Source organism: Tardiphaga sp. GW822-FHT04G09, from assembly GCF_058800725.1.
Window position 1 is genome coordinate 24,551 of the sequence record NZ_JBXAMO010000002.1, and the last position, 11,840, is coordinate 36,390.

The 11,840-nt window shown below is 62.7% G+C and carries 8 protein-coding genes; 1 reads left to right on the forward strand and 7 read right to left on the reverse strand.

Annotated features, from left to right (window positions below):
- Positions 1-5 precede the first annotated feature (5 nt).
- The 7 genes from AC1RLZ_RS03895 to AC1RLZ_RS03925 all read right to left on the reverse strand — a co-directional run bounded on the left by AC1RLZ_RS03895 (position 6) and on the right by AC1RLZ_RS03925 (position 10,928).
- Positions 6-3,524 (reverse strand): NahK/ErcS family hybrid sensor histidine kinase/response regulator, encoded by a 3,519-nt coding sequence (locus AC1RLZ_RS03895; RefSeq protein WP_493187554.1) that lies wholly within the window; start codon positions 3,522-3,524, stop codon positions 6-8.
- Positions 3,525-3,637: 113 nt separating this feature from the next.
- Complete coding sequence (locus tag AC1RLZ_RS03900) at positions 3,638-3,967, reverse strand: GlpM family protein (protein WP_371420284.1); 330 nt, start codon at positions 3,965-3,967, stop codon at positions 3,638-3,640.
- A gap of 179 nt (positions 3,968-4,146) precedes the next feature.
- Positions 4,147-5,376, reverse strand: a complete 1,230-nt coding sequence (hemA, locus tag AC1RLZ_RS03905) for a 5-aminolevulinate synthase (RefSeq protein ID WP_371420285.1) — start codon at positions 5,374-5,376, stop codon at positions 4,147-4,149.
- 161 nt (positions 5,377-5,537) lie between these two features.
- On the reverse strand, positions 5,538-6,617 hold the full coding sequence (locus AC1RLZ_RS03910) for an MBL fold metallo-hydrolase (RefSeq protein ID WP_493187555.1): 1,080 nt from the start codon (positions 6,615-6,617) through the stop codon (positions 5,538-5,540).
- An 87-nt stretch (positions 6,618-6,704) separates the two neighbouring features.
- Complete coding sequence (gene bioB, locus AC1RLZ_RS03915) at positions 6,705-7,757, reverse strand: biotin synthase BioB (RefSeq protein ID WP_493187556.1); 1,053 nt, start codon at positions 7,755-7,757, stop codon at positions 6,705-6,707.
- A gap of 119 nt (positions 7,758-7,876) precedes the next feature.
- Entirely contained in the window at positions 7,877-10,024 is a 2,148-nt protein-coding gene (locus tag AC1RLZ_RS03920; RefSeq protein WP_493187557.1) for a methyl-accepting chemotaxis protein, read from the reverse strand.
- 190 nt (positions 10,025-10,214) lie between these two features.
- Positions 10,215-10,928, reverse strand: coding sequence for an outer membrane protein (locus AC1RLZ_RS03925; RefSeq protein WP_493187558.1), 714 nt, complete (start codon positions 10,926-10,928; stop codon positions 10,215-10,217).
- Positions 10,929-11,379: 451 nt separating this feature from the next.
- Between AC1RLZ_RS03925 and AC1RLZ_RS03930 the strand changes: the two genes are divergently transcribed.
- Complete coding sequence (locus tag AC1RLZ_RS03930; RefSeq protein WP_493187559.1) at positions 11,380-11,805, forward strand: hypothetical protein; 426 nt, start codon at positions 11,380-11,382, stop codon at positions 11,803-11,805.
- Positions 11,806-11,840: the final 35 nt, after the last annotated feature.

Consider the following 11,840-nt stretch of genomic DNA (forward strand, 5'->3'; position numbering starts at 1 on the left):
TCGGACTATTCCGCCGCGATCATCTGCTGCGTGCGCCACTGCCCGAGCAGTGCGCGCAGCGACGCCGGCTTCACCGGCTTGTTCAGCACCGCGATCTTGTCCTGTCGGGCAGCGGATTGCACATGCGGGCTGCGGTCTGCGGTGATCAGGATGGCCGGGATGTCCTTGCCGAAACGGTTGCGGATTTCCCGGATCGCGGCGACGCCGTTGCCGCGGTCGAGATGGTAATCGACCAGCAAGCCCGTGAGGCGGCGGCCTGAGCCCTGGATTTCGGCGATGGCATTCATCGCGGCTTCCGGATCAGGGACTGCGACGACCTCGGCTCCCCAGGCTTGCAGCAGCGTCTTCATGCCGTCGAGGATCGCCGCGTCGTTCTCGATGCAGACGACGAGCGTGCCCGACATCGGCGACTTCGACAGTGGCGTCGCACTGGTAACCGCGGTGGTGTGATTGATCGCCTTGGCGACGGGCACCGTCACCGAGAAGAACGAGCCGCCGCTACGGTTGGAATCCAGCGCGATGCCGTGATTGAGCACATGCGCGAGGCGCTTGACGATCGACAGGCCGAGCCCGAGGCCACGCGCGATCCGCGCGCCCTGTTCGAGCCGGTGGAATTCCTTGAAGATCTCGCCGCGCTTGAGAATCGGAATGCCGACGCCGGTATCGTAAATGCCGATCTGCAAGGCCTTGCCGCGGCGCCGGCAGCCGACCAGCACGCGGCCATGCGGCGTGTATTTGATCGCGTTCGAGATCAGGTTCTGCAGCAGGCGCCGCAGCATCAGGCGGTCGGATTCGACCGGCAGCGAGCACGGCACGAAAGAGAGCTTGACGCCGCGGGCACGCGCAATCGGGGCATATTCGATCTCGAGCGAGCGCATCAGGTCGCCGATGCGGAAGCTGGAGATCGCAGGGCTCATGGCGCCCGCATCCAGGCGCGAGATGTCGAGCAGGGCGCCGAGGATTTCCTCGATGGCCTCCAGCGAGTCGTCGATATTCTCAACCAGCCGCGCGTCCTCGCCGCCACTCTTTCGTTCGACCAGGCTGGTGACATAGAGACGGGCGGCATTGAGCGGCTGGAGAATGTCGTGGCTGGCGGCGGCCAGAAAGCGGGTCTTGGAGATGTTGGCGTCTTCCGCGGTGCTTTTGGCGAGCGCCAGTTCGGAGTTCAGTCGCGTGAGTTCTTCGGTGCGGTCGCGGACCCGCTTTTCCAGCGTCGCATTGGCGCGCTCCAGCGCTTCTGCTGCCTCGAAGCTGGGCGTAACGTCGGAGAAGGTGAGCACGAGCCCGCCATCCGGCATCTTGTTGGTGCGCACCTCGATGACGATCTGGCGGTCCTGGAGACGCTCCAGATAGGGCTCGCCCTCGGTCGTGTAGGCGGCCAGCCGCGCCTGGGTCAGCGCTTCGTTGTCGCTGTAAGGCGATGCGTTCTGGATGCCGATGAACTCCAGAATCTCGCGAAGGGGAATGCCGATCTGGACGATCTGCGGCGGCAGGCCGAGCAGCTCACCGAACTGCCGGTTCGAGACGATGAGCTGCAGGTCAGGATTGAAGACCGCGATGCCCTGGCGGACGTGGTTGAGTGCGGTCTGCAGGATTTCGCGATTGAAATGCAGCGCCGCATGGGAATCGTCGAGCAGTTTCAGGGCAGCTTTGGCCGAGACCGTGCGCTTGCGCAGCAGCAGCGACATCACCACGCGGGACGAGGCTGCACCGATCGATGAAGCGATGAGATACTCCGCGTGCTGCAGCAGTTCGAAATCCGCCGGCGCAGCCGGATCGAGATCGACACGGCGACGCGTGGCGAAAGCATCGAAGGATTCACGCGCGCGGTCCGGACCGAGATACTGGGTCACGGTGCTGAGGATATCCTGCACCGTCACCGTGGTCCGCCAGCGCCGGAATGCCGGTGTGATCGGCGCCAGCGTGTTCGGCACAAAAACATCGGCCTGCAGTCGTTCGATCGACGACGGCGCCCGCATCAGCGAGAGCACGATATAGGTCAGGATATTGAGCGACAGACTCCACAGAGTGCCGTGCAGGAGCGGCGGCAGCTCGGTGCCCAGCAGGTCCTGCGGCCGCAACGCCTCGATACCGAACGGGCCGTGCTGCAGGAACAGGACACCCGCGGTGCTGCCTTCCAGAAAGCTCGGGATGAACAGCGTATAGGCCCAGACGATGAAACCGACCACCATGCCGCCCATGGCGCCGCGGGCAGTGGCGCGTCGCCAGATCAGCCCGCCGAAGAAAGCCGGAGCGAGTTGTGCGATGGCGGCAAATGACAGCAGGCCGATGGCGGCCAGTTGCGTATTGCCGAGCGCGCGGAAATAGAAATAGGCCATCACCATGATGGCGAAGATCGAGAAGCGCCTTGCCTTGAGCAGGAAGTTGCCGAAGTCGGTCCGCTCATTCTGCGTCTGCGGTCCGCGCCGCAAGACCAGAGGCAACACGATGTCGTTCGACACCATGATGGCCAGCGCAACGCATTCGACGATCACCATCGCGGTGGCAGCCGACAAGCCGCCGATGAACACCGCCATGCTGAGCGCGCTGGACCCGGCCTCGATGGGCAGCGCCAGCACATACATGTCGTTGTCGACGGCGCCGAACGGAAAGGTCACGAGGCCGGCAAGGGCGATCGGAATCACGAACAGGTTGATGGCGATCAGATAGGTGGGAAATATCCAGCGCGCGCGGCTCACTTCGGAGTCGCTGGAATTCTCGACGACGCTGACATGGAACTGCCGGGGCAGCAGCACGATGGCGCAGAACGACAGCAGCACCATCGTGAGGAAATTGCCGAACGACGGCACATAGTTGATGGCGCGCATCGCCTCGGGTGTCTTCATGGCGCGCTCGAACAGCTCCGAGGGGCCGAACATCCAGAATGTCACGAAGGCGCCGGCGGTGATGAACACCACCAGCTTGATGATGGATTCGGTGGCCACGGCGAGCATCAAGCCGTGCTGATGCTCGGTCGCATTGGTCTGCCTTGTGCCGAACAGCACGGCAAACATCGCCATTGCGAGCGTTACGACCAGTGCCATGTCGCCGACAATGGGAACGCCGGCAATGGCCTTGTCGTCGCCGAGGATCGTTTCCAGCGACGACGCCACGGCCTTCAATTGAAGCGCGATATAGGGCACCGAGCCGATGATGGCGATGACCGCGACGGTGGCGGCGACGGCCTGGCTCTTGCCGTAACGTGCGGCGATGAAGTCGGCGATCGAGGTGATGTTCTGGGTCTTGGCGAGATGGATCACGCGCCGCAGCACGGGCGAGAAGAAGGCAAAGAACAGGATCGGGCCGACATAGATGGCGAGGAAATCCACGCTGGTCCGGCTGGCCACGCCGACCGAGCCGAAGAACGTCCATGACGTGCAATAGATCGCCAGCGACAGGGGATAGATGAAGGCTTTGGCGCGGCCGCTCTGGAACAGCGCGATCCGGTCGCCATAGCTGGCGACGCAAAACAGAAATCCGATGTAGCTGAGGGCGGCAACAATCACGCCCCAGTCGTGCAGCATCGTGCGTGCTCCCTTTGGCGGGCCGAAGCCCGTCCGTCGGGCGAAAATCTAGCCCGTTGCGCCGGTGCAGGCGACAGGGATTTGGCCGGACGCCAGGGAATGCCGGATCGTCGTTAAATCCAGCGCGGGCCGAAAAACGCGACCAGGATAATGAACAGCCACGCGGTCACGCCGGCCAGCAAAGCGAGGCGGTAATCGAACGTGCCGACCGTGAGGTAGCAGATGCCGAGAAAAGCGAGATAGGCAGGGATGGTCCTGGCCCCGGCCATGCAGGCTTCCCGGAAGCCCGCGCTGTCGCCTTTGGCGCCGACGATGAGCAGCGCAATGATCGCGAAGGTCGGAAACAGCGGCAGAATGCCCGGCAGCGTATTGCCCCGTTTGGACAGCCAGGCAATCAGGGCGGTGAGCAGTCCGCCGAGAATGCCCTTCCAGATGATGTCCACGATGGATCGCCTTTGTTTCACCCTCCCCTGAAGGGGGAGGGGCGATGGGCGCAAAGCGCACATCGGGGTGGGGTGAAGCCGCAGGCGATGGCGTGTGTGGTTTCACCCCACCCCACCCCGTCTCGCATCACGCTTCGCGTGATGTTCGCCGACCCTCCCCCTCCAGGGGAGGGCAAGGATTACTCCGCCGCCAGCGCCTTGGTGCGCAGCGGCAGGCCGAGTTCATCCCACACCTGCAGCAGCGATTCTGCGAGGTGGTCGATTAGCACGTCGTCGTGATAGGGCGACGGCGTGATGCGCAGGCGCTCGGCGCCCTTGGCGACGGTCGGGTAGTTGATCGGCTGGATGTAGATGCCGTGATCTTCAAGCAGCAGATCGCAGGCCTTTTTGCAGAGCTCGGCATCGCCGACGAAGACCGGCACGATATGGGTGTCGGTGGACATCACGGGAATGCCGGCGGCGGTGAGAATGGCCTTGAGCCGCGCGGCGCGATCCTGGTGACGCTCGCGCTCCCAGTTCGAGCTCTTCAGGTGCTTGATCGCCGCGGTCGCGGCCGAACAGATCGCAGGCGGCAGCGCGGTGGTGAAGATAAAGCCCGGCGCATAGGACCGCACAGCATCGACGATGTCCTTGCTGGCGGCGATATAGCCACCGAGGCAGCCAAAGGCTTTGGCGAGCGTGCCTTCGAGCACGTCGATGCGATGCATCACGCCGTCGCGCTCGGCAATGCCGCCGCCGCGCGGGCCGTACATGCCGACGGCATGGACCTCGTCCACATAGGTCATGGCGCCATAGCGTTCGGCGAGATCGCAGATCGCAGCCAGCGGGGCGACGTCGCCGTCCATCGAATACAGGCTCTCGCAGGCGATCAGCTTCGGCCGCGCGGGATCGGCGGCCTTCAGCAGTTCCTCGAGATGGGCGACATCGTTATGGCGGAATACGACGCGGTCGCAGCCGGCCTGCCGGATGCCTTCGATCATCGAATTGTGGTTGAGCGCGTCCGACAGGATCAGGCAATTCGGCATCAGCTTGGCGAGCGTTGAAATGCCGGTCTGGTTCGACACATAGCCCGAGGTGAACAGCAGCGCGGCCTGCTTGCCGTGGAGGTCAGCGAGTTCTTCCTCGAGCTGCACCAGCGGATGATGGGTGCCTGCGATATTGCGGGTGCCGCCGGCACCGGTGCCGACGCGGGTCGCCGTCTCGACCATGGCGCCGACCACTTTCGGATGCTGGCCCATGCCGAGATAGTCGTTGGAGCACCAGATCACGACATTCCGCGGGCCTTGCGGCGCGTGCCATACGGCATGCGGGAACCGACCGGCAATGCGCTCGAGATCGGCGAAGACGCGATAGCGGCGCTCGTCATGCAAACGATTGAGCGCGTCACTGAAGAACTTGCTGTAATCCATCGCAAAAGACCCAAAAACGGAACCCGAACCCTGCGTCAGGTTGCGTTTTAGAGCTTTTCCAGCTTGGCTGTCGAGGCGCAATTGGTCAATTTGACCACCTGCCGTGGCTTTTGATGTGCATCAAGAGCCTGAGGGCATTCACGAATTTTGCTGCGCTGCAGTTACGTCGATTTGAACCGCAGCATGCCGTCGGCGCCCAGTGTCGAGGTGAGCCGCTTCTGCGCCAGCATGTGATTGACGTGGGCGATCAATTCGCCGGCGGCAAATCCGGTCTGATGGGCGTCCAGCTTGTGCTTGTGAAACACCACCGGCACCAGTTGGGCTGATGTCTTGCCGGTGTCCTTGCACGCGGCGGCGATCATCTGGCAGCGCTCTTCGTGATGGTCTGCGAGTTGCTTGATGCGGATCTTGAGGCCGTGAAACGGCACGCCGTGGCCGGGGAGCACAAGCACATCGTCGGGCAGCGTATCGGCGAGACGCTTCAGCGAGCGCAGATAGGAGCCGAGTGAATTTTCGTCGGGCTCATGCGCCCAGACGCTGACATTCGGCGAGATCTTGCTCAGCACCTGATCGGCTGACAGGAACAGCTTCTCGGCTTCGCAATACAGCATCACCTGATCCGGTGAATGGCCGGCGCCGGTGAGTACACGGAAGGTGCGCGTGCCGATCACGAGATCGTCGCCATCGGACAGCCGGCGATAGGCGGCCGGCAACGGCACCGTCTTTTTCAGATACTCCTGGCCGCGGCCGAGCAATTGCTCGGTGATATCTGCATCCATGCCGTGGCGATGGAAGAACTGCCGCATATTGACGACGCGCTCTTCGGTGCGGCGGTTCTGGTGATAGACGCCCTGCAGATATTCGACCTGCGACATATAGAAGGGGCAGTCGAACCGCTGCACCATCCAGCCGGCCTGGCCGACATGATCGGGATGCGCGTGGGTGACGATCACCTTGCTGATCGGTTTGCCTTTCAGCGGACCTTCGAACAGCTTCGTCCATGCAGCGATGGTCGCGTCATTGCCGATGCCGGTATCCACCATGGCCCAGCCGTCGCCGTCGGCGAGCAGATAGATGTTCACGTGGTTGAGGCGGAATGGCAGGTCGAGCCGGATCCAGAGAACGCCCGGGGCGATTTCGACCACCTGATCGGTCCCGGGATGGTTCTCCCAGGGATAGCGGAGGTCCGTACCTGAAAAGGCTTGGGCTGGCTTTGTGCTGGCGTCTGTTTTCGAATGCATCGGTTCTGTCACAATGTCCTTTTCATCCGGCTTAGCGGGCCAAGGACCCCTGCGCCAGCACAAATTCGGCTGGCGCAGGGCATGGGTTTATGCGCTGGCGCGCATATCGGCCTGAGCCGAAGCGGTATTTGGCAGAGCTGGCGTGTTCTTTCCGCTCACCTCGTCGAGCCGCGACGTCATGCCGAGCCGGTCCAGCAGGTTGGCGTCACGGTCGGTCTGCGGGTTCTTCGTGGTCAGCAGCACGTCGCCGATGAAGATCGAATTGGCACCGGCGACAAAGCACAGCGCCTGCAGTTCGTCGGTCATATATTGCCGTCCGGCGGAAAGCCGCACCACGCTCTTCGGCATCATGATACGCGCCACGGCAATCATGCGGACCAGCGCGATCGGATCCGGGCGCTCGGCAGTGTCGTTGACCGGCACGCCCTTCACCTCGTTCCACATATTGATCGGCACGCTGTCCGGATGATGCGGCAGGTTCGCCAGCAGCATCAACATACCCAGACGATCCTCGACCTGCTCGCCCATGCCAATGATACCGCCGCAACAGGTCTTGAGGCCGGCATGGCGCGCCCGCGCCAATGTCTCGATGCGATCTTCCATCGTGCGCGTGGTGATGATCTTGCCGTAGAATTCCGGCGAGGTGTCGACATTGTGATTGTAGAAATCGAGACCGGCGTCCTGCAGGCGTTTGGCCTGATCTTCCGTGAGCATGCCCAGCGTCGCGCAGGTCTCGAGGCCGAGATCCTTCACCGCGCTGACCATGTCGCAGACGTGGTCGAGATCCTTGTCCTTGGGATTGCGCCAGGCTGCGGCCATGCAGAAACGGCTCGCACCGGCATCCTTGGCGCGCTGCGCCGTGGCGACCACGGCGTCGCGATCCATCAGCTTGGTCGCCTTGACGTCGGTGTTGTAGTGGGCGCTCTGCGAGCAGTAACCGCAGTCTTCCGCGCAGCCGCCGGTCTTGATGCTGAGCAGGCTCGCGGTTTCGACGTGATTCGGATCGAAATTGCTGCGGTGGATGCTCTGCGCCTGGAAAATCAGGTCCGCAAACGGCAAATCATACAGGGCCTGGGCTTCATGACGCTGCCAGTCGTGGCGCAGTTCGGTCGACGTCCATGCATTGGTTGATGGGGGCATTCACGCAATCCTTATAGCCTGCGCAGCCGCCGATCATGGGCTGCTGTGAGAGCAGTCCATGATTTTAAGGGTCGGAGCAATAACGCTGGCCGGGTGCAGCCATGCGCTGGATTGTCGCCTTAGGCCGCGCGGATGCTCGACAGGAATTCGTCGATTTCACCGCGAAGAACGTCGGCCTCGCGGCGCAGTTCACCCGAGGCGCCGAGCACGTCGTTGGCAGCCGTGCCGGCCTGCGTCGATGCATCGCTGACGCCGATGATGTTGCTCGACACTTCGCTGGTGCCGCCGGCAGCGTGCTGGATGTTGCGCGCGATCTCGCGCGTCGCCGCACCCTGTTGTTCGACGGCCGTGGCGATGGCAGCGCTCACATTGTTGATCTCGGCGATGGTCTGCCCGATGTTGCGGATCGCACCGACGGCGGTGGAGGTGACCTGCTGCATCGAGACGATCTGCGTGCGAATCTCGTCGGTGGCCTTTGCCGTCTGATCGGCAAGGCTCTTCACTTCCGATGCCACCACGGCGAAGCCACGGCCAGCATCGCCGGCGCGTGCAGCCTCGATGGTCGCATTGAGCGCCAGAAGGTTGGTCTGCGAGGCAATGGTCTGGATCAGGTCGATCACCACGCTGATGCGGTTAGCATTATCGGCCAGGCCCTGCATCGTTGCGTCGGTTTCGCCGGCCTCGCTGACGGCCTTTGCGGCAATTTCAGCAGATGTGACGACCTGGCGGCTGATCTCGTTGATCGACGACGACAGCTGTTCGGTCCCGGCCGACACCGTCTGGACGTTCACCGAGGTTTCCTCCGCGGCTGACGCCACGGCGCTGACCAGTACGCTGGAGCGATCGGCGGAGGCCGACATGCTCTGCGCGGTCGATTGCATGGAATCGGCCGAGGTCTGCAGCTTCTCCAAAGCGGTGCGGACCTTGCTCTCGAAGTCGACGATGCGGGCTTCGATGCGCGAGGTGCGTTCGCCCTTGGCGATGCGGTCCTGATCCTGCTCCGCGCTGAGCGTGCGCGCGTTGATCATGCTGTCGCGGAACACTTCGAGCGTGCCCGCCATCGCCGCGATTTCATCCTGCTGGCGGCTGCGGGCGATCTCGGTGTCGAGATCGCCGCTGGACAGCCGCTGCATCGCGCGCTGCAATTGCGCGAGGCGGCGCAGAATGCTGCGGCCGACATAGAGCCAGACGAACAGTGCCGATCCGATCAGCGTCAGCGCGCCGAGGCCGAGCATCACCTGCGTGGCCAGCGTGATTGTCGTCTGTGCCTGCGTCGTGGCGGCGTCGGTTTCGCTGCGCACCTTGTCGACCAGTTGCTTGACACTCATACCGAGGCCGAGATTGAGCTTGCGCGTCTCGTCGAGGATGAGTTCGCCGTATTCGACAGTGTCTATCTCTTTCTGGCGCACCTTGAAGACGCTGTTCTTGCCGTTGCCCAAAGCGAGTAGCTGTTCGGCGGCCTTGCGCAGATCCGGGATGCTGCTGATGGCGCCGTCGAGGGCGATGAGATTTCCCTGCACGCGTTCCTGCGCTGTCTTGAAACCCTCCTCGATGGGGGAGAGCGCGTCACCGGTACCGGCGGACAAGGCGGCCATCAGGTCGGAGGAGATCAGGTTGGTGTCGGCGACCACGCTGCCGATCTGCACGATGATGCGGGAGGCTTCGCCGGCATCCTCGGCGGAAAACACGACGGCACGCAGGGTGGCGTCCATGCCGCCCTGTGCGTCGGTAATCGCCGGGGCGGCCTTCCTGACAAAGTTATCCGCGGCGGCGCGGATGGCGTTGTAGAGCTTCTCGTGCTGGACGGCGGCGTCGATCTTTTCCTGCGTCGCGGCGCCCAGACTGCGGATCGTGTCCTCGATATTCTTCACGCTCTCGCCGAGCGCGGTGACCACCGCCTTGTCGGCGCCGAGCCGGGTGATGGCTTCGAGCTTCTCCGTCGCCACCTTGTGGGTGTCGCGCATGCGCTGCGTGCGCTCTTTCAGAATGTCGGCGGTGGAGGAGGCGAGTAGCATCGGGCCCTGGCTGGCGAGGCTTTCGCTGGCAGTGGCGAGTTCAAGGCTGGCGGTCAGTTTCGGAATGGCCCGGCCGTTCAGGTCCGTCATCATGCCGCCGAGCTGACCGAGAATCATGCCGGCGCCTGCACTGATGAGGATCGCCATGCCTGCGATAACCGCAAAGGCGGCGAACAGGTTGCCGCGGATGCCCCAACGGAGCCGCGAGAAACGAAATCGTCCAAATTTTCCGATGAATGACGTCAGTGCCATTGATTCCCCCCGCGTCCACCGTCCTGGTGGCGGATCGCGCGGAGAGTATGCTGGTACCGAGTTAATATTCGGGTAAATCGGCAACCCCTGGCTGTCGCAGCGCTTATGAGGTTACCGAGGGGTAAAACGAAAAAGGCCGGCGTTTCCGCCGGCCTTTCCGTAGTTAAGAGCCTGAAATCAGGCGCGAAGCTCAGTACTTCGCGACGACCGGGCCACCCCAGTTGAAGCGGTAGTTCAGGCCGGCCTTGACGGTGTGCTCGTCGTTGCGGGACGAACCGAAGGCAACCAGCGGAGCTGCCGAGAAGGTGGTCTTGCCGAAGTCGTAGTACTGGTACTCGACCTTGCCCGACCAGTTCTGGGTGAACAGGTATTCGAGGCCGGCGCCAACGGTGTAGCCGTCCTTGCTGGTGTTGACGCCGATGGCGGGAACGCCAACCAGCGACTGGTTCAGGTCGGCGAAGCCGTAGCCGCCCTTGACGTACAGCAGAGCCGGACCCCAGGTGTAGCCGACGCGGCCGGTGACCGAGCCGAGGCCCTTCAGGTTGCTGTTGTAGGTGTAGCCGGTCGTGCCGAGAACAACGTTGTTCGAGCTGTTGCCGGTCCAGCTGTAGTTGGCTTCGATACCGAACACCCAGTTAGGGGCGAACTGGTAGTCGTAACCACCCTGCACACCGCCCATGAACACGCCATCGTTGTTGTTCGATGCAACGCCGGCGAAGCCGTTGTTGCCACCGAAAGCGCCGCCGACGTGACCGCCGATGTAGAAACCGGTCCAGTTGTAGATCGGGGCGGCGACGTAAGCCGGAGCCTTGGTGTAGGGACGAGCGGCCAGGTCAGCGGCCATTGCCGGAACCGAAGCGCCCAGAGCGATGAGGGCAACGGTGCCCATCAGGAAGTTCTTCATTTTTCTTCTCCAGAAAACCATTTTAGAGCGAGAGCGCGTTCGCTCCGTCTATGGCGTGGACTTAGACAGCTTTTGCGTAAAATGCTGTCACCCATTCGCCACAGCAATCGACAACCCGACACGATCCGGATTGGCGCGGCGACATGCTTATCGACGGCTTAATGAAAGCTGAAAGATGCCTTAATCTGCAGGGGGTTAGCGGACCAAAATACCTGCTCGCCTAACCCGCAGCAGTTTGGTTTTGCTCCAGATCGCATTATTGTGATCACCTGAACCACAGCGCCCCGTCTGCGTCGGTTGCAGCTTCTCGCGCCACGTTCGGAATGTCTCAAAAACGCGATGCAAACGCCGGCAACAAGCCGCCCCATCTGACAGTGGAAACAAAAAACGCGCGACCCGTTAAATGTTTGCGCGGTGCCCGTCGGCGCCTCCGTGAATGGAATCGCGTTGCATGCAGGTTGAGCGGGTTTTACGTGAATACGGCCACTTCCTTCGGCCGATGGGTGAGGCGCCACGCGACGGTCAGCGGATCCTTGGCCACTCTGCCCAGGGCGGCCATCTCATTTCCTGCTACTGGGAATTGCGCCCCCAGGGCCTGATCGGGCCGAACTGGGTGGAGGAACGCGATAGCCGCATCGGTTATATCGACCGCTATTTCGACGGCTGGATCAGACCCAGCGAATTCAGGCTGCTTGATCCGATCGCCATCAACCGGTTGCTCGTCGCCTATATCGATGATGCGCGCGCCGCCGATAACCGGGAGGCGCTCGCGATGCTCGAAGCGGGAGAGGGGGCGGATATCCGTCCAGCCGCCTTGGGACAGCCGATGGAGGATGAAAAGAAATCGCTCGGCGACCACGGGAAGCGCAAACGGTAGTGCGGATCAGCGGGCCGGGAGCCTCGCAGCAACCC

Bases quoted from the DNA above. Each gene is read 5' to 3' on its own strand.
- bioB (WP_493187556.1), bottom strand. From the start codon at position 7,757: ATGCCCCCATCAACCAATGCATGGACGTCGACCGAACTGCGCCACGAC.
- AC1RLZ_RS03925 (WP_493187558.1), bottom strand. From the start codon at position 10,928: ATGAAGAACTTCCTGATGGGCACCGTTGCCCTCATCGCTCTGGGCGCT.
- AC1RLZ_RS03930 (WP_493187559.1), top strand. From the start codon at position 11,380: ATGCAGGTTGAGCGGGTTTTACGTGAATACGGCCACTTCCTTCGGCCG.
- hemA (WP_371420285.1), bottom strand. From the start codon at position 5,376: ATGGATTACAGCAAGTTCTTCAGTGACGCGCTCAATCGTTTGCATGAC.
- AC1RLZ_RS03920 (WP_493187557.1), bottom strand. From the start codon at position 10,024: ATGGCACTGACGTCATTCATCGGAAAATTTGGACGATTTCGTTTCTCG.
- AC1RLZ_RS03895 (WP_493187554.1), bottom strand. From the start codon at position 3,524: ATGCTGCACGACTGGGGCGTGATTGTTGCCGCCCTCAGCTACATCGGA.
- AC1RLZ_RS03910 (WP_493187555.1), bottom strand. From the start codon at position 6,617: ATGCATTCGAAAACAGACGCCAGCACAAAGCCAGCCCAAGCCTTTTCA.